The sequence below is a fragment of the Acinetobacter gyllenbergii genome (genome assembly GCF_001682515.1).
In the GTDB taxonomy this organism is placed as follows: domain Bacteria; phylum Pseudomonadota; class Gammaproteobacteria; order Pseudomonadales; family Moraxellaceae; genus Acinetobacter; species Acinetobacter gyllenbergii.
The window spans coordinates 214,782-231,885 of record NZ_KV575262.1; the positions used below are offsets into that span (position 1 = coordinate 214,782).

Here is a 17,104-nt window from a genome sequence, read left to right on the forward strand (position 1 = left end):
TTAACAGTCAGTTAGTTTTTCTTTTGCAATCACAATGCCATTATTATCTGCATAGATATAATCGCCAGAATTGATGGTTACACCGCCAAAATACAACGTGATATCCACTTCACCTATGCCTTTACGATTACTTTTTTGTGGAATCGCAGCCAATGCATGCACACCCAAATCAAGTTCTGCAATGGCATCGACATCACGCACACAGCCATAAATCACCACACCATTCCAATGATGCTTAACCGCCGACTCCGCAATTAAATCACCCATCAAGGCACAACGCATTGAAGCACCACCATCAACAACTAAGACCTTGCCTGTACCATCGGTTGCCAACAACTCTTTTACACGGGAGTTATCTTCAAAACACTTTACAGTGACGACTTGCCCACCAAAAGTTTTACGCGCACCATAACTTTTAAAAAATTTGCCATCTAAGGATGGTGTGACCACTTGCAAGTCTTTTTCAGGGTTATCATCTAATAAATCACAAGTTACAAAAGGGATCGTTGTCACTGAAATTCTCCATTATTTGCTTTGTTGTATACTTAAATTGTCATAGCATTTGAATGCAGCTGTCTGCGTTTGTGCCGCAAGCAACATAGTATGCGCCAATTGCTCTGCCGATACAGGTTTAAGTTTAAACGGTCTGGTCCACGCTTTTTCGACCAACTTAAATGCTGTCTGTGCCAGATCTTCTAATAAGCGAACATCACTGCGTTTTCCAATTAAAAGTGAAGGCTGGAAGATCGATAGCTTATAAATTGACAGACTTTTCAGGTAATTTTCCAGCTCACCTTTTACTTTATTATAGAAAACTGGTGAATTAGCGTTCGCTCCCAACGCACTGACCACCAATAAATGAATATTTTTATCCTGAACCAAATCTGCAAAATGAGCATTGATTTCATAATCAATTGCATAGAAGGCCTCTTTCGATCCCGCCTGTTTTATGGTGCTTCCCAAGCAACTAAATGCATGGGTATAGCGACTGACATCTTCATCATTCAACAGCAGAAAATCTTCTAAAACAAGCTGAGTGACCTTACTATAAGCTTTTAATGTATCTGATTTTTTTCTTACGACCACGGTAATATCACTGAAGTCATCAGAATGCTGTAACTCATCTACAAGCGCCTGACCGACCAATCCTGTCGCACCAATGATAATTGCTTTTTTCTCACCTATTTTCATTTTTATTCGCTCTAAGCCATGAATAAACCTAATGTAACGTTTTCTTGCACGATTATCACCTGTAAAATGTACTTAAAAGTATCACAAGGCTTGACTTCGGGGCTTAGTTTCCTCAAAATATGGCACTTGTTTACGGGCTGGTGAATGTTGCCAATGTTATTTTGGTTTTAACTTCAGCCCGCCCAGACCAACTTATTTTCAAGGAGTGCACGAGTGGCAAACTCTGCTCAAGCTAAAAAACGTGCTCGTCAAAACGTTAAAGCACGTAAACACAACGCAAGCTTGCGTTCAATGGTTCGTACTTACATCAAACGTACTGTAAACGCGATCGCTGCTGGTGATTATGCTACTGCTACAGAAGCTTATAAAACTGCTGTTCCAGTTATCGACCGTATGGCTGATAAAGGCATCATCCACAAAAATAAAGCTGCTCGTCATAAGAGCCGCTTAAACGCTCAAGTTAAAGCATTAGCTAACTAATTTGAAGCATATAAAAAAGCCCGAATTTTTCGGGCTTTTTTATTGTCTTTATTTTGGAATATAGGGCTGTAAACCTGTACCCGCCTCAATCACAATCTTGATCAATTTCCGACAGAACTTATAGCTTTCTTCCAATAAACCCAAATCACTGGCCCGTGCGTTATTCTGCATCAATACGGCCTTATGGTATTGATAGCGTTGTTTTAAATATGCGAGATCTTGGCTTAATGCAATCATCATCAACTCAAAACGAAAATCCAGATCAATTTTAAAATCTGCCGGCATCTCGCCATAGGCCCACGCCTGCAACACCTCTAGTCGGCCTTGCCCTAGATTTGTAAAGATAAAATCAATATAAGCATCTAAATTTTTGAAAAAATTCTGAATATCAGCCTGCGAATCCCAACGTCCCATCAATGCAAAACAAAGTTCACTATTATTTTTCTGTCCTGTATTTTTATGGATATCCATTGAACGTAGGCGAAAAATCAAACGTTCAGACAACTGCTCTTGCAACTGCTCAGGAATAAACCGATCGGTAAAATCCATCGCAAAAGACAGCATTGGACTAACTGTTAACTTTCTAAGCACCATCTTGATTTGATAAAAAACACCCAACTGCTTTTGGGTCAGCAAAAAACAACGATAACCTGTATCCAATGCCAACTCAGGTCGGCCAATGTTGCCCCAATTCGAAATAAAATCATGCGCAACATTAAAGACATCAAGCTTAAGATACTGCGTATCCTTTTGTTGTTCAAACCACTGGCTAATTAATTGTTCTGCTTCAGGCATATTCTGTGGCATCTGAAAATCGCTCACCAATACAGCAGGCTCAACTTCAGGAGCAAACTCAAGCTGTTTGACTTGCAAAGGCTCGAGTAAATAAGGCTGCAACATATTGGACACCGCATTTTCAGGAGATTGTAACTCCCCTATGGCCCAGACATTATAATTCGACTCATAGAAACCAATTCCTGTTTCATGTGCGGCCTCATAAAAGACTCGATAGACCGCATCATTTTGTGCCTCATCATCCAAAACATCCACCTGCACACTGGCATACAATCCTTGAGCAAACTTGCTCTTAATCCCCTGCACCCATTGCTGCGTTTGTTCAGAAAAATAAGATTGGTACTGTGGATCACAAATCTTGTTGCTAAATAAGTCCAACCACGCATGCAAAGTTCTGCCATGACTAGAAATATGACGATATTGTTGATGCAATTCAAAGGCAACTTGATGTGAATCATCTTCTGCAGGAACCTTACCTGTAAAAATTTCAGGCTCCCATAAATAAATCGTGTTTGATAACATCTTTTTATCCAATTATGTGTCAAGTTTCTCTTTTTATAAGCCTATCATGACGAAAAACGACAGATTTTGAAAGTGCACTTTTATTATTTTTTTAACTTTCCAAAAATTATATTCTGGATAAAAAAATATGAAGCCCCACAGAACTTCATATCATTGATTTATGACATTTAAATAAACTTATTAAGTAATTAAGGGCTAACAGCCAGCACCTTGATTGCAACAGGTAAATTCTTTGCAGACAATCCAGCAAGGATCAAGCTGTTATTTACCACAGGGATCGTCCATTTCTGATTTGCACCACTGGTACAACGATAACGAATTAAGCGTGCACGATTATTGCTTAAATAACCGCCCTCCAAATCAAAGCACTGATTTGACTGCTTAATCGCTTGTGCAGTCACATCAATTCCCCAAACCTGACTACTCACGCCACTACACGGCATCAGATTAATCACATTGCCTGCTGTCGTCGTTAAACATTGATCAATATATTGTTTGTTATGAATTTTACCCAAGGCATCATAGACCCACTTCTCAGAATCATCTCCCACACAACCTGTCGGGCCACTGATAAATGCATTGAGCTGACCATTTGCTAACGTTTCAGCTTTGAGGCAGTTGTTCCGATTCAATAGACTGGTACTCGATGCAACATTCAGATCACCTTTAAGCGCTAGTTTTTCGACAAAGCTCTGAAATGCCTTCACTGCATCTGCATTTAAATTACTTAAATCAGAACGATAGACATTGATCCAGCGATTGAGACGATACAGTTTAATTTGCTGCTGGGTATAACGCACCATTTCATTTTGTGCATCAGGTGATAGTTGATCTTTAAAGGTTCGGTATGAATCAAACAACAACTTAGATTCAGGCGAAAGATTGACAACTGCCTTATCTTTATTCTCTAGTAAAGCCTGTTCTAACTGTGGCAGTTCTATTGTTCTCAGAGCTGAATATTCAGCCTCTTTACCAATCTCAACTGCTGGCGCTAGGACAGTGGTATTGGCAGGTATCGACATACTCGACAATAATACCGCCGCCTGATTGGCCTTTTTACAATATAGATTGACTTGCTGTGGTGCCTCACTTTGTGCAAGGTTGACATGAAATTTATTGGCATTGCTTTTAGCACCCATACGCTGCGGCGCCAAAGCAATATTTTGACTCGTACTGGCAAACTGCACATTCAGCCAACAACTTGCTGTTGCTGCATTCGGATTGGCTTGTGGTAAATCAAATACATTACCCCAGTTCCCTTTGGCGGCAGGATAAACCAAGCCAATCTGCGCCTCTGGATCATATCCACCCAAGATTGTATAGACTGGTACACCAAACATTTTGGGTTTCAAGTAATTGCCATCAGTACGGTTATACCAAACATTGCCCGAGTCTGGGGTCTTAGGCTGTGCAACCTCCATCACGCGTGTTGTTGCATTCCATTTTTTATAGCCTGTTGGTGAACTGGCATCCCACACATAACGATCAAATGCAGGTTGGATTCTTGAATAAGTACTATAACCAGTGTAATGGGTATATTTAGAGATACTACTTGTAGTTGCACCACCCGACATCGCATCCCAACCATAGGCATATTTATTTAAGAAGTTCGGTACGCCATTGGCGCCATCGCCTAAATTGGTGGTGGTCCAATTGAGGTTACTACGCATTTTATTTCTAAAGGCAATATAGCCCCAACCACTATCCGCATGATGTGCCGCCCAAAACATATTTGTACCCGCAGCGCCAGGATAATGCCCAAGCCCATAATGATGGCCAATCTCATGGCTAAATTCATTGCCCACAGAATCAATCAGCGTCAACATGCCATTACCACCACTTAAGCCATGAGTTGCCTCACCGTTGCTATATTTACCACGTGCATAATGTGCTACCACGCTCTGAGCAAGTGGTCTATCGACTTTCGCCACCTCGTCAAATACCAATGGCTGTACTTGATCAAGCATAGATGCACTGGTCACACCAGCATTCGCCAAATTAATCCCCACACCAAAGGTCGATTTAGCAGTATCTTCACGCATATCACCAGTATATACATCACCTGTCGTAGCACTCACCGCATCATAAATGACACCGCTTGCCACCATAACTTTATTCAGTTTCAAGTCATCATATTTAGCGACAATCATCCTAGCAGCAGGAATGGTCTGGAAATAATCCGTACCCGCCTTTGCAGGCTCGAGCAGCATATAATGACCTGTAGATTTCGGTGGGTCGGTCAATAGGCCTAGACGGATATTTTGCAATACCAATTCACCCGGTGCGGCTAAATCAATATTGTTCGCAGTTAAATCACCACTACGATTATTCAGTGGATCAACTACGCGAAGATGTAGACCTGCTCGGATCTCACTCCATTTTAAGGCAACTGTCCACGCTCTTTTCGAGTAGCTCACAGGCGGACGGCCATCCGTATTGGACTGATCAGAAGCTGCAATTCTTGATGGTTCTTTTAATTTAACCGTTCTGAGCAGTTGATTACCTTGATAGATCTCAACTTGTAATTTCTGTAGGTCACCCATTTCCGCAAGTGGTGTCACCAATAACAAGGCATCTTTTTCTGTGGTTAAGCGCGGCATTGAATCTTTTTCATTATTTTTAGGATTCACCACATGACTTTGTGCAAATTGTAGCATCGCAGCAAAACTGCCATTTAAATCATTGCGTAATAACCTTGGTAACCCAAGTTTATCGTAATCATAAAAGCCTAAAACGGCCTCATCAACAATATCCCTTTGTGGCTCTGGATACTTTTCTCCCACTGGTGGAATCGAAGGTGTTTCTTCTTCACCTTGGTCAGGCGTTTCGGATGTTCCATCACCTGGTAATTCATTGCTGCCTTCACCAGGTATTATGCTGCTACCGCCACCAGCAACATTATTATTGCTTGGTGGTTCAGTATTGGTTGTGGCGCCCGAATGATCTGAACCTCCACCACCACAAGCAACCATCATAATCGACAGTAAGCAGACCGTTAAATGCTTAAGTTGCAATTGCATCACACTTCCCCAAGAAAAATTTGATAAATTATCGTTAATGACAAATTACGTTAAATAGTTAAAATTAATATAAATCATATAGTTATATATATTAGCAACTTAACCAACAAGAAGGGAAATTAATTTATCGCAAAAACAAGAAATGCTGGATTTATTACACTTTTAACCCAATTCAATTTTATGTACATTTCTAAATTAAACACAACTCACCCACCAGCACCACATTTCCCTCACTCAAACCACCTATTGTATCCAGTTAGAATTCATTTAAATTTAAGTTTTGAGCAATAATCAATCTACAAAAATTGGAGAGCCAAATGAACAAGAATGGGAAGCTCATCATCGCAGTAACACTTTTTTCATGCAGTAGTCTAAGTTTTGCTGCAAGCTGCACAAATACCATCGAGAACAACACGATCAGTGATCTCAGCGTTCCCGCAGGTGCACATTGCACACTCAACAATTCATCAATTGAAGGCGATGTAAATATCGGGAAAGGTGGCAGTTTAATTTTAAATAGTTCTTCTATCCAAGGCAGCATTCAAGCTAAGCAAGCAAAAGCAATTAGATTAATCAATTCAAGTGTCAGTGGTGACATAGATATTGCACAAGCTGCAACAACATTGAGTTTAGATAAGTCGATTATTTCAGGCAATATTCACTGCTCAGCTTCAACTCAGTTACAAGCAAAGCTCAGTCATATCGAAGGGCAAAAAATTGGAAAATGCGGTTAATCAGACTTTAATTCAATCATGTTGATGTTTGAATCCAGATGTTAGGTTTGGATTCAAACATCAACAGCAATTTCACTCTATGTCTCAGCCGAGTCACTATGTGATTTTATTTAAACATTTCAAAGCAACATTGCTATGATCGATCGAACTAACGATTCAAAAACTGCTTTATTTCTAAGGCTTGCCGCTCACCACGCCAGATCCATTTTAATTGACTTTCCGCAAAATCATCACCTTCAAACCATACAAACAGGCCTTCCATCATCTCTGGCCAATCGGTTTGTTCAATTTGATTTTTACCAGAGATCACCGCAACGATTGCTGCAAGAATGGTGTCATGACTCACCGCCAAACTTAAACCACCCTGTTGGGTCGGATGGGTATGATAAAGCAGCTCTAAGACATCAAATACACCTGTGATCGGATGCTTCATTCCGGGTAAGGCATTATTCACAAAACTATTGATAAACCCTAGCGCACCCTGTTTACGGAAATAAGGCGCTGCCTGCTGGATATCCAAAACAAAGCTGCCGGGTTCGACCAATAGACGTTGCTCAACAATTTCAATTTGATGCGTATTGACGGCTTTGCGCGTTTCATCGGCACCTTCAATCATTAAAGCTGCCGTATCAACACAACGCTGAATCGGGCTAGAAATACAATGTTGAATCGCCCGATCGGTATTCTGGATTAAATATTGCCCCCAAGCATAGGCCAGCTCACGACCTTGTTCAGTTAACTGAAGATCATAACCAGCCAAACCTTGTCCATTGACCAATTCACGCAAAGAGTGACGCGTAAACAAAGTTACAGGGGTAGAAGCATCAGGAAGTAAATCAATGGCTTCAAACATGCTTTTAGGCAATAAATGCAGAGTCATATTCACATACAAGCTTTAATTTAACCCACTATAGCATGAGCCAGATAAGTCTCAATCTAAAATGCCAGACCGACTTAACGCATCATATGCAATATTTTTGCAATGCTGATCTCGATAAGCGATAAAGCCACCATTTAAAACCGTTTCACGTTGATTATAAATAAAAGGTTTTTCATCCAAAGTCATCAAACCACCACCAATACTTTCAAGCAGGGCTTGACCTGAACTCGTATCCCACTCCGAAGTTGGATGGAAACGAGGATAAATATCAATTTCCCCTTCCAGCATCATACAAAACTTATAAGCACTGCCTGCTTCACGACGCTCTACCTGACGACTCTGTAAAATTGGCTCAATAAAGTTTTTATACTTTGGATTTTTACTGTTATGACTCAAACCAATTTGCAACGGTGCAGCAAAATCATGATCTTCAAGCTGATATTGGAACCATTCTTGACGGCTAAAACTATATTTATACGGTAATTGCGAGGTATGTCCGATGTACATCACCTGCTCACACGGCACCGCAATAATCGCGAACGTGGTTTGGTGATCCTCAATCAAACTAAGATTAATCGTAAATTCATCACGCTCATGGATAAACTCTTTAGTTCCATCCAGTGGATCCAACATCCAACAGCGTTGCCATGCCGCTCGGGCAGAATAATCACTTTCTTCTGATAACACAGGTAATTGTGGTGTAACTGTGGCTAAGTGCTTTAATAAAAAGTGATTTACCTTTAAATCAGCTTGTGTGACAGGCGAATCATCACTTTTTTCCTGAATATTAAACTCGCACCCAGCACAATAACTTTGGTATTCTTCCAGCAATATTTGACTAGCCTGCGCCATGATCGGAACAAGTTGAGAGATTAACTGATCTTGGGGAGCAAGCGTTTTAATAAACATAGACCAACCTTATGTCATATTCAGATTTACAGCAGCAACCGATTGCCATGTTTGACATGGACGGTACATTACTCGATTTAGCCTTTGATGATTTTATCTGGAATCATTGTCTGCCTGAACGACACGCCCAAGTTCACCAATGTACACTTGAGCAAAGCCAGCAAACACTATTTCAATTCTACCAACAACATAAGCATACACTATCTTGGTATTCTTCGGCGCACTGGACGGCTAAAGTAGGTGTTGATGTGTTGCAACTGCAGTACGAGCATCGTGAAAAAATACGTGCACGAACTGGCTGTCATCAGCTCTTGCAACAGTTGAATGCACATGGCTATCGTTGTTGGCTATTGACCAATGCTGATCGTGCAGGTCTACAACTTAAACTTGAAAATGTCGAACTCAGCCCCTACTTTGAACTTATGATCAGTAGTGAAGAACTCGGGCATGCCAAAGAAGAAGTGGCATTCTGGCAAAAGTTGCAGCAACAACATCCATTTGACCCTGCACAAGCGGTCTTTATTGATGACACAGTTGCTGTACTCAAAGGCGCAGAAGACTTCGGTATCCAACAGTTATTCAGTATATTACAGCCTTCCAGCAGTAAAGCTGCAAGAGCCGCAACTGAGTTGCCGTACCCTGCCCTTGATCATTTAACCGAACTTTTTGATTATCTTGAAACCAACCAACAGGTAACAGATGCCAAAACAGCATGAACCAGACAGCATGGATGCCATGCGCATTGATAAATGGCTTTGGGCAGCTCGTTTTTTTAAAACACGCTCGATTGCCAAGGCCGCGATTGAAGGTGGTAAAGTTCACCACAACAATGATCGGGTTAAAGTTTCTAGAGATGTCCGAATTGGAATGGAACTGACCATTCAACAAGGTTTCGAGAAAAAAACGGTGGTGGTGAAGGCACTTTCTGCCGTCCGAGGCGGTGCTCCAGCAGCTCAGTTACTTTATGAAGAAACAACAGAAAGTATTGCGCGTAGAGAGTTGCATGCATCACAACGAAAATTGCATAATCTAGCCCGACCCGATCATCGACCTAGTAAAAAAGATCGTCGTGATATCAATCGTTTTAAGCAAGAAAATGTCCAATCCTGGTCTTATCATGATGAATAGATGAGATGGATATTTTCTCATTTTGGATGCGTCATCTTGTGTCGCATAGACACAGATCAGATGTAGAATAAACAATGAGAATCTGCCACTATACTCAAGTCCCAACAAGTTGAGATTCAATACATCCACTTGGGTTAGTCGTTAAGAAATAAAGTTTTGAGGTTTTGAGATGGATGATAATAAAAGTAAGGCGTTACAAGCTGCATTGAGCCAGATTGAAAAACAATTTGGTAAAAATACAGTGATGCGCTTAGGTGATAATACCGTACAAGCAGTTGAAGCAGTTTCTACGGGTTCTTTAACACTCGATATCGCATTAGGGATTGGCGGATTACCTAAAGGCCGTATCATTGAAATTTACGGCCCTGAATCATCAGGTAAAACGACCATGACATTGCAGGCCATTGCTCAATGTCAAAAAAATGGCGGTACCTGTGCCTTTATCGATGCTGAACATGCATTGGACCCTGAATACGCACGTAAGCTCGGTGTAGATATTGATAACCTTTTGGTTTCACAACCAGACCATGGTGAGCAAGCGCTCGAAATCGCCGATATGTTGGTGCGTTCAGGTGCAATTGATCTTATCGTTGTCGACTCTGTTGCCGCATTGACCCCGAAAGCCGAAATTGAAGGCGAAATGGGTGACTCACATATGGGCTTGCAAGCACGCTTAATGAGTCAGGCGCTGCGTAAAATTACAGGTAATGCGAAACGCTCGAACTGTATGGTGATCTTCATTAACCAAATCCGTATGAAGATTGGTGTGATGTTTGGTAGCCCAGAAACCACAACAGGTGGTAACGCACTTAAATTCTATGCTTCTGTACGTTTAGATATCCGTCGTATCGGTCAAGTAAAAGAAGGCGACGAAATTACGGGTAACGAAACGCGCGTTAAAGTTGTGAAAAACAAAATGGCGCCTCCGTTCAAAGAAGCTGTATTCCAGATCATGTATGGTAAAGGGACTAACCAACTCGGTGAATTGGTTGATCTTGCAGTTCAACAAGATATCGTACAAAAAGCGGGTGCTTGGTACTCTTATCAAGGCAATAAAATTGGCCAAGGTAAAAATAACGTAATTCGTCATTTTGAAGAGAATGCACAAATGGCTCAAGAAATTGAGAAGCTGATTCGTGAACAATTGCTTACCAAGAACAAGCCAGCCGAAAACACAGATATTGAAGAAGAAGAACCAGATTTCTTAGAAAGCTAAACTGAAACGCCCTTCGGGGCGTTTTTCTTTAATGAGGAAAGCATGTTTAATTCCGAAAAAACCGAAAAACCCAAAACCCTCACAGGCTCAAGATTACGCTCTTATGCTTTTGCCCTGCTCACGCGTCGTGACTATTCTCAAGCTGAGTTAATCACCAAGCTCAATCAATATGCGATCAACCCAGAGGAAGTCACAAAGCTGGTCGAAGAATTAGCACAACAAAATTATCAGAGCGACCAACGCGTGGCAGAACTGACGCTGGCAAGTCAACTCAGAAAAGGCAAAGGTTTACAACGGATCAAACAGGCATTAAAAGCAAAGCAACTGGATGCGGAGCTAATTACTGAAGAGCTGCAAGACGTCGATTGGCTTGACCAAGCATATCAACTCAAACTGAAAAAATTTGGACAAGAAGTTGCAACTGACCCAAAAATCAAAGCAAAACAGATTCGATTTTTACAATATCGTGGGTTTGATATGGGGGTAATTATGAAAGCGATTGCTCGAACGAGCGAAGAAGAATAACTGGTGGCAGCCCTACTAGCATGACTTCGGCACATCATAGTTCTACTACCGTTGCTACCTTCCGGTCCTGGCGGGGTTCGTAGAGTACAATTGCGAAGCTACCAGCAGGGCTACCATTGCCTGACAAAGTATAGAGATTTTTACCCGAGTTGCAAGCCTTGTTGCTGTTTTTCAGCGAGTTTTGCATTCAACTGCCTAATTCATCATCAACTGCTATATATTTGTTATCTATTTACTTTCAAGATGAACAAACATTAAACAACAACCCAGTAATTTCCTGTAAAAGTGCTTGAAGATTGTAAATGCTTATTGCATTTAAATGAGTTGCTGTTTTAATGGCTAAATCAAAAATCTATATCTGGTGTGTTGCAAGTAAAAAGTGAAGACTTGTTCGACCACAGCTTTAATTTCAACTTATGGATGAATTTTTATGCTAAAAAAGCATTCCGTACTTTTTATTGCCCTGCTCAGTAGTGCGCACTTATATGCTAATGTTCCAATTGAATCGCGCTCTTTAAGTCAACAACAAGCCAATAATGTTGTTGCAGGCTCTCCAAGTTTAAACTGGGAAATCATGCAAAAAAACCAGAAGCTTGAAGAAGAAATTCGTAAGTTACGTGGTCAACTTGAAGAACATGACAATGCAATTGAACAGCTAAAAAAAGAACTAACCAATCGCTATACCGATCTTGATCAGCGCTTAGAGCTTTTATCTCAAAAAATTGATCCACCAGAAGATAACCCTGAAGCTCAAGATGGTGCTGTAGCCGGAGCAAGCAATACGGATACCGCTGCTGCTCCAGTGATTGCACCAACAGCACCCGCAACACAGCAACAAACACCTTCTGTGAAGCCACAAGCACCAACTGCCGAGCAACCATCACAAGCCAACACTGCGACTACAAGTAATACCACCAATCAAATTGAGCTAGAAAAAGCAGCCTATACCGTTGCGCTTGATGCCTATAAGCAAGGTGGTGCCAAAAAAGCCATTCAACCTATGCAAAACTTCATTAAAAATCACCCCAATGGTATTTATGTCGGCAATGCATATTTTTGGCTAGCTGAATTCTACTTGGCCGTTGAGCCTGTTGACTACAAAGCAGCCAAGCAAAACTATAATATTGTCGCAACACGCTATCCAAATTCTGCCAAAGCATCGCGTGCAGTTTATCAACTATATAGTATTGCCAAAGAAGTCGATAAAAATACAGCCTTGGCAAATCAATACAGAAGTAAATTGCTCAGTCAATACCCACAATCTGAAGAAGCCAAATTCATTCAGAAAAAGTAATTTACAGTCGCCAATAAAAAAGCCAGTTTTTACAAACTGGCTTTTTTATGCTTAGAACAAAATTATTTGATCTTTGCTTGCGACTTCAAGTATTCGGTATAATCTTCCAAAACTTGCTGACCGCGGAACTGTTGATAAAGCTTGTTCAACTCTTGCAACTGCTCAGCAGGTAATGTGCTCGCAACACTGCTATTTACATTTGAAACAGCAACAATCACGAGTTCATTTGGAAGTTTCGCAGTGGTTGCAGACCACAACCCTTCTTTGCTTGGTGCAGGAATGCTAAACGCAGCACGCTCAATCGCACGCTTCAAGCCTTGTGAACGTGCAAATGTCCCTGCATTTTCAAAAGTGACTTGAGATTTCGCAACCACTTGTGCCGCAGGTTGAGTTTTAAAGTCTGCAAGAATCGTTGCAATTTTCGCTTGCGCAGCTTTATAAGCCTTCGCTTCGATCACTTTTGCTTTCACATCAGCAGTTGCTTGATCCAAAGGTTTAATACCCGCTGCATGATAATTGCGAACTTTAATCCAAATGGTATCACCATTCGCCAATTGAATATTTGAAGATGCATTACGGTCGCCGTTCTTCACATCATCATTAAACAATTTTGCTTTTACACCTAAATCACTTAAATATGGATTATCAGTGGTCAGTGTTACACCATTTACAGATTCAACACGCGCACCCTTCACTTCTTGTGCAACGACATCTAAAGAATCACCACCAACTACCATTTCATTAAGGTTGTTAACCGTATCGCTAAATAAATTCGCAGCTTTTGATTTTTCAACCTCAGCAGTCAAACGTGCTTTTTCAGCTTCAAACGATGGTAACTTGAGCATTGGTGATTCTGTTTCAATAATGTGATAACCGTATTGCGTTTTAACAGGCTTTGAAATCTCACCATTTTTCAAGGCATTGACTGCATTATCAAAATCCGCCGAGAATGCGCCTGGCGCATAAGCCTCAACTAAACCACCTTGGGTCTTAGAGGTTGGATCATCGGAGAATTGAGCAGCAGCATCAGCAAAGCTCATACCTGCCTGAATTTTTGCATAGACTTCATTGGCAAGTTTCTGCGCCGCAGCGTCATCACGTGCATCCGTGGTAATTAAAATATGCTTAACCTGAGGTTTAATCGCTTTCTTTTGCTCATCAACAAAAGCCGTATAAGCCTGCTGTAAATCTGCTTCAGTTACCGCAAGATTTGCTTTAGGCAATAATGCTGGGGTTAACACCACATAATCAACATCGACACTGGCAACTTGCTTAAATTCAGTTTTATGCTTGTTGTAGTAATCCGTAATTTCTTGATTTGATGCCGTTACGCCTTTTTTATAATCATCTAACTTAATGCTTGCTAGATGTAAGGTACGTTGTTCTGTTTGTAGATTAGCTAACTGTTGCACATCTGATTTACTCACCAATGCATAATCCATCAAAGATGTTGAAATCATCTTCAATGCATGGTCTTGGCGTAAACTCGCGATTAAGGCTTGGTTAGTCATCCCAACAGAACGTAAATAGTTTTCATATAATTTTTGCGAAAACTGTCCATTTTCTTGAAAACTTGGTTGCTGTGCCAACATTTGTTCAAGTTGTACATCACTTAAAGTCATACCCAGCTTTTCAGCTTGCTGCTGCAAAAGACTGCGTGCAACAAGTGCATCCAATGCTTTTTCCTGAATGACAGGTAAATTTAAAAGGGACTCGTCACCTTTGACCAATGACAAATACTGGTCTTTATAGTTCTTGGTTGCACTTTCTAATTCTTTATTAGAAATATCTTGACCGTTTACCGATTTCGCAACGTCTGCTTTATTGCTACCACTAAAATATCCTTCAATACCTACAAGTGCTAAAGGGGTCAAAAACAAAACTAGCAGGACTTTGCCAAGCCAACCCTTAATGAGAGTACGAAACGATTCCATAAGAATTCCAATATTTTATTTCGGGGCAATTTTAACTGAAAAACAAAGACGAATGAATGCAGAATAAGGATCAAATTAACTTTTTCATTCAATAAATAAAAAACGCACCCTAAATGGTGCGTTTATTGATTTAAAAAGATTACGCAACCGAATCTTTTAAACCCTTACCAGCTTTGAAGCTAGGTACTTTACTTGCTTTGATTTGCAGCTCTTCACCAGTCTTAGGGTTACGACCTGTACGAGCAGCACGTTCTTTCACGCTGAAAGTACCGAAACCAACTAAAGTAACCGTGTCACCTTTCTTAAGTGCTTCAGTGATTGATGCAATTGTCGCATCGAGTGCCTTACCAGCATCCGATTTAGACACTCCCCCTTTTTCAGCAATCGCATCAATTAATTCTGATTTATTCATGATAAAAAATATCCTCTTAATATCGTTTGTTAAGATCCAAGGCTATAGTTTAAAAGGCCATGACGCCTTTATAGCAATGCTTTGGGGGAGAACGCAATACTAGAAAGACCTTTTAATTAAAATAAATACTGAAATACGACATAAACAGACGAGTTACCTGCCTTTTTTTTACTTTTTATTCAATTTAGCCTTCAATTGATGGTTTTCTTCGATCAACGCATCGACCTTGATATGAAGCTGAACAAGGAGCTGCTCGATGTGTTGGAGATCCTTGGGCGTAACCAAGCCAATACGATTCAAAGAATGATTAACACCTGTATCCAGAATCTTTTCAACCTTGTCTTTGGTATCTGTAACTGACTCTTTAGCCTTCTCTGTTACCTTTACTACGGTATTATCGGCAAAATCGACTGTTTTTGATTCAAGCTCCTCACCGACCTTGACCAGCGAGTCAAACAATTTATTTCCTTCTTCTTCCGCACGTGAAAAAGCACCCAAACCAGCCAGCCAGATTTGTTGTGTGTATTTTTTGAAATCAAGTGCAGATTTTTTAGAACTCTTTGATTTTGGCTTAGTTTTTACTTCAGCTTCTTCACTAGGATTTTCTATGTTTGAGTTATCCATTGACTATTACTCCTAAGCTCTTTACAAACAGTATGTCGTATTTAACCATAAAAATGTTTTTATAATATCAAAGTTAAGACTTGATCGTTTTAAAAAACTGTTCTACAAAGCAATAAAGTCATGTAAATTATTTTTCACAATTTGAGTACGGATGCTCAAGTTTACAGATTTTATTGTTTCATAACGTTATTGGTAAGGAAAAAGAGATCTATGAGTGATACGCAACAAAGACATAAACACCCCCATTTGTTGCTAAACATTGTCATCATTGTTTTAGAAACTTTTTTCTCCTTCATGCTGACGCACGATGCAGGGTTGCGCTTGCACGCGAAAAAATTGATCGACAAAAAAATCACCATTCGCATCAATAGCTATATTCCGTTCTTCGACTTTTATATCCAATTTACCGAAAAAGGTCTTTTATTTGATATGAAAGCGTTGGATCGAAACATCGATTTGGAAATTAATAGCACACTCATCGATCTGATTAAGATTTTTGTGTTTAACAATCAGCGCAGTATTAGCAATATGCGCATTCTCGGTGATGCCGTTCTTGCAGAAGAGTTCTTAGATTTAGTTCCACATCTCACACTCTCTAGTATTCTGGCAAACTGGAAACAATGGCTCAATTTATTTAACGACGAAGCTGAAGCCGTTGCATCTCAGCAACGTATTGCCCCACTTTTGGATAAAATTGACCAGCAGCGCTCAGAAATCAATACCTTGCTGGTTGAAGTAAAACAATATCAAAATCGTATTCACCGCCTACAAAAACGTCAGCGCTTGATCAATATCAGCTTTGCGGTATTGAGCTTTATTTTCATCGCCTTTTTTGTTTATAATACGTGGATACAATAATTCCAATATATTTTACTTTTCACGCTGATAATGGCAATTTAAAACTTGACTATTTTAGTCGGAATTCATAAAATTTAGTCATCTAGTCTAACCATGTGTACCGAATCATGCGTCTTACAACTCGCGGTCGTTACGCAGTGACTGCTCTACTTGATTTAGCTTTGCAGCCAACTGAACAAACGATCACGCTTGCGGAAATAGCAGCACGCCAATCCATCTCAGTCGCTTATTTAGAACAGTTATTCGCAAAACTTAAACGACATGGGTTAGTTTCAAGCGTTCGCGGTGCAAATGGTGGCTATCACCTTGCGCGCAATGCAAGTGAAATCACAGTGCTAGAAATTATCGAAGCTGTAAATGAAACTGTTGATGCGACTCGTTGTGACCACAAAGGCAACTGCCAGAATGGTGCAATGTGTTTAACGCACGACTTATGGCAAGAACTCTCCCACCATATTGCCGATTATCTCGCAAAAATCACCCTTGCTGATTTAATTGCGCGTGACAACGTTCAAACCGTTGCTCTACGCCAAAATTCACCAAGTTTAGATTCAGCCCTTCTATCGGTTACAGGTATCTGAC

The 17,104-nt window shown here is 40.5% G+C and carries 18 protein-coding genes and 1 other RNA gene; 9 read left to right on the forward strand and 10 right to left on the reverse strand.

Annotated elements, in window-relative coordinates; all coding sequences use genetic code 11:
- Both rraA and NG55_RS07010 read right to left on the reverse strand, forming a co-directional pair.
- Positions 1 to 513 (reverse strand): ribonuclease E activity regulator RraA, encoded by a 513-nt coding sequence (gene rraA, locus NG55_RS07005; RefSeq protein ID WP_016541130.1) that lies wholly within the window; start codon positions 511 to 513, stop codon positions 1 to 3.
- 12 nt (positions 514 to 525) lie between these two features.
- The gene (locus tag NG55_RS07010) at positions 526 to 1,191 is read right to left on the reverse strand and encodes an NAD(P)H-binding protein (protein WP_065342825.1); all 666 of its coding nucleotides are present in this window, start codon (positions 1,189 to 1,191) and stop codon (positions 526 to 528) included.
- A gap of 213 nt (positions 1,192 to 1,404) precedes the next feature.
- On the opposite strand from NG55_RS07010, the gene rpsT reads away from it, so the two are divergent.
- Positions 1,405 to 1,671 carry a 30S ribosomal protein S20 gene (gene rpsT, locus NG55_RS07015; protein ID WP_004652997.1) on the forward strand — a complete coding sequence of 89 codons (267 nt, stop codon included), beginning with the start codon at positions 1,405 to 1,407 and terminating at the stop codon, positions 1,669 to 1,671.
- 48 nt (positions 1,672 to 1,719) lie between these two features.
- Here the strand turns inward: rpsT and NG55_RS07020 are convergent, their stop codons facing one another.
- Both NG55_RS07020 and NG55_RS07025 read right to left on the reverse strand, forming a co-directional pair.
- Positions 1,720 to 2,988, reverse strand: a complete 1,269-nt coding sequence (locus tag NG55_RS07020) for a hypothetical protein (protein WP_065342826.1) — start codon at positions 2,986 to 2,988, stop codon at positions 1,720 to 1,722.
- 188 nt (positions 2,989 to 3,176) lie between these two features.
- Entirely contained in the window at positions 3,177 to 6,008 is a 2,832-nt protein-coding gene (locus tag NG55_RS07025; RefSeq protein WP_065342827.1) for a M66 family metalloprotease, read from the reverse strand.
- 317 nt (positions 6,009 to 6,325) lie between these two features.
- On the opposite strand from NG55_RS07025, the gene NG55_RS07030 reads away from it, so the two are divergent.
- Positions 6,326 to 6,742, forward strand: coding sequence for a hypothetical protein (locus tag NG55_RS07030; protein ID WP_065342828.1), 417 nt, complete (start codon positions 6,326 to 6,328; stop codon positions 6,740 to 6,742).
- Positions 6,743 to 6,890: 148 nt separating this feature from the next.
- Here the strand turns inward: NG55_RS07030 and NG55_RS07035 are convergent, their stop codons facing one another.
- Together NG55_RS07035 and NG55_RS07040 are read right to left on the reverse strand one after the other, a co-directional pair.
- Positions 6,891 to 7,622, reverse strand: a complete 732-nt coding sequence (locus tag NG55_RS07035; protein ID WP_004652993.1) for a histidine phosphatase family protein — start codon at positions 7,620 to 7,622, stop codon at positions 6,891 to 6,893.
- 51 nt (positions 7,623 to 7,673) lie between these two features.
- Positions 7,674 to 8,531 carry a 3'(2'),5'-bisphosphate nucleotidase CysQ family protein gene (locus NG55_RS07040; RefSeq protein ID WP_016541124.1) on the reverse strand — a complete coding sequence of 286 codons (858 nt, stop codon included), beginning with the start codon at positions 8,529 to 8,531 and terminating at the stop codon, positions 7,674 to 7,676.
- A gap of 11 nt (positions 8,532 to 8,542) precedes the next feature.
- Between NG55_RS07040 and NG55_RS07045 the strand changes: the two genes are divergently transcribed.
- The 4 genes from NG55_RS07045 to NG55_RS07060 all read left to right on the forward strand — a co-directional run bounded on the left by NG55_RS07045 (position 8,543) and on the right by NG55_RS07060 (position 11,400).
- A complete protein-coding gene (locus tag NG55_RS07045; RefSeq protein ID WP_065342829.1) occupies positions 8,543 to 9,247 on the forward strand; it encodes an HAD-IA family hydrolase in 705 nt (234 codons plus the stop codon).
- The gene (locus NG55_RS07050) at positions 9,231 to 9,659 is read left to right on the forward strand and encodes an RNA-binding S4 domain-containing protein (RefSeq protein WP_004652990.1); all 429 of its coding nucleotides are present in this window, start codon (positions 9,231 to 9,233) and stop codon (positions 9,657 to 9,659) included. The genes NG55_RS07045 and NG55_RS07050 overlap by 17 nt, the downstream gene beginning before the upstream one ends.
- Before the next feature lie 169 nt (positions 9,660 to 9,828).
- The gene (gene recA / locus NG55_RS07055) at positions 9,829 to 10,875 is read left to right on the forward strand and encodes a recombinase RecA (protein WP_004652989.1); all 1,047 of its coding nucleotides are present in this window, start codon (positions 9,829 to 9,831) and stop codon (positions 10,873 to 10,875) included.
- Between the two features lie 42 nt (positions 10,876 to 10,917).
- Positions 10,918 to 11,400 (forward strand): regulatory protein RecX, encoded by a 483-nt coding sequence (locus NG55_RS07060; RefSeq protein WP_065342830.1) that lies wholly within the window; start codon positions 10,918 to 10,920, stop codon positions 11,398 to 11,400.
- A 10-nt stretch (positions 11,401 to 11,410) separates the two neighbouring features.
- On the opposite strand, the gene ffs is transcribed toward NG55_RS07060, so the two are convergent.
- Positions 11,411 to 11,507: signal recognition particle sRNA small type (gene ffs, locus NG55_RS07065), an RNA gene on the reverse strand.
- A gap of 323 nt (positions 11,508 to 11,830) precedes the next feature.
- Between ffs and NG55_RS07070 the strand changes: the two genes are divergently transcribed.
- Positions 11,831 to 12,694, forward strand: coding sequence for a YbgF trimerization domain-containing protein (locus NG55_RS07070; protein WP_065342831.1), 864 nt, complete (start codon positions 11,831 to 11,833; stop codon positions 12,692 to 12,694).
- A gap of 62 nt (positions 12,695 to 12,756) precedes the next feature.
- Here the strand turns inward: NG55_RS07070 and NG55_RS07075 are convergent, their stop codons facing one another.
- From NG55_RS07075 to NG55_RS07085, 3 genes are all read right to left on the reverse strand, one after another.
- Entirely contained in the window at positions 12,757 to 14,628 is a 1,872-nt protein-coding gene (locus NG55_RS07075; protein ID WP_023270019.1) for a SurA N-terminal domain-containing protein, read from the reverse strand.
- A 139-nt stretch (positions 14,629 to 14,767) separates the two neighbouring features.
- The gene (locus NG55_RS07080) at positions 14,768 to 15,040 is read right to left on the reverse strand and encodes an HU family DNA-binding protein (RefSeq protein WP_004639426.1); all 273 of its coding nucleotides are present in this window, start codon (positions 15,038 to 15,040) and stop codon (positions 14,768 to 14,770) included.
- 168 nt (positions 15,041 to 15,208) lie between these two features.
- Complete coding sequence (locus tag NG55_RS07085; protein WP_016660354.1) at positions 15,209 to 15,664, reverse strand: phasin family protein; 456 nt, start codon at positions 15,662 to 15,664, stop codon at positions 15,209 to 15,211.
- Positions 15,665 to 15,874: 210 nt separating this feature from the next.
- Here NG55_RS07085 and NG55_RS07090 point away from each other — a divergent pair, with 210 nt between their 5' ends.
- Positions 15,875 to 16,522, forward strand: coding sequence for a hypothetical protein (locus NG55_RS07090; RefSeq protein ID WP_016541118.1), 648 nt, complete (start codon positions 15,875 to 15,877; stop codon positions 16,520 to 16,522).
- 107 nt (positions 16,523 to 16,629) lie between these two features.
- Complete coding sequence (locus NG55_RS07095; protein ID WP_004771673.1) at positions 16,630 to 17,103, forward strand: Rrf2 family transcriptional regulator; 474 nt, start codon at positions 16,630 to 16,632, stop codon at positions 17,101 to 17,103.
- Position 17,104 lies beyond the last annotated feature (1 nt).

Coding starts and splice junctions, on each gene's coding strand:
- NG55_RS07010 (WP_065342825.1), bottom strand. CDS start 1,191: ATGAAAATAGGTGAGAAAAAAGCAATTATCATTGGTGCGACAGGATTG.
- NG55_RS07020 (WP_065342826.1), bottom strand. CDS start 2,988: ATGTTATCAAACACGATTTATTTATGGGAGCCTGAAATTTTTACAGGT.
- NG55_RS07025 (WP_065342827.1), bottom strand. CDS start 6,008: ATGCAATTGCAACTTAAGCATTTAACGGTCTGCTTACTGTCGATTATG.
- NG55_RS07030 (WP_065342828.1), top strand. CDS start 6,326: ATGAACAAGAATGGGAAGCTCATCATCGCAGTAACACTTTTTTCATGC.
- NG55_RS07035 (WP_004652993.1), bottom strand. CDS start 7,622: ATGACTCTGCATTTATTGCCTAAAAGCATGTTTGAAGCCATTGATTTA.
- NG55_RS07040 (WP_016541124.1), bottom strand. CDS start 8,531: ATGTTTATTAAAACGCTTGCTCCCCAAGATCAGTTAATCTCTCAACTT.
- NG55_RS07045 (WP_065342829.1), top strand. CDS start 8,543: ATGTCATATTCAGATTTACAGCAGCAACCGATTGCCATGTTTGACATG.
- NG55_RS07050 (WP_004652990.1), top strand. CDS start 9,231: ATGCCAAAACAGCATGAACCAGACAGCATGGATGCCATGCGCATTGAT.
- recA (WP_004652989.1), top strand. CDS start 9,829: ATGGATGATAATAAAAGTAAGGCGTTACAAGCTGCATTGAGCCAGATT.
- NG55_RS07060 (WP_065342830.1), top strand. CDS start 10,918: ATGTTTAATTCCGAAAAAACCGAAAAACCCAAAACCCTCACAGGCTCA.
- NG55_RS07070 (WP_065342831.1), top strand. CDS start 11,831: ATGCTAAAAAAGCATTCCGTACTTTTTATTGCCCTGCTCAGTAGTGCG.
- NG55_RS07075 (WP_023270019.1), bottom strand. CDS start 14,628: ATGGAATCGTTTCGTACTCTCATTAAGGGTTGGCTTGGCAAAGTCCTG.
- NG55_RS07080 (WP_004639426.1), bottom strand. CDS start 15,040: ATGAATAAATCAGAATTAATTGATGCGATTGCTGAAAAAGGGGGAGTG.
- NG55_RS07085 (WP_016660354.1), bottom strand. CDS start 15,664: ATGGATAACTCAAACATAGAAAATCCTAGTGAAGAAGCTGAAGTAAAA.
- NG55_RS07090 (WP_016541118.1), top strand. CDS start 15,875: ATGAGTGATACGCAACAAAGACATAAACACCCCCATTTGTTGCTAAAC.
- NG55_RS07095 (WP_004771673.1), top strand. CDS start 16,630: ATGCGTCTTACAACTCGCGGTCGTTACGCAGTGACTGCTCTACTTGAT.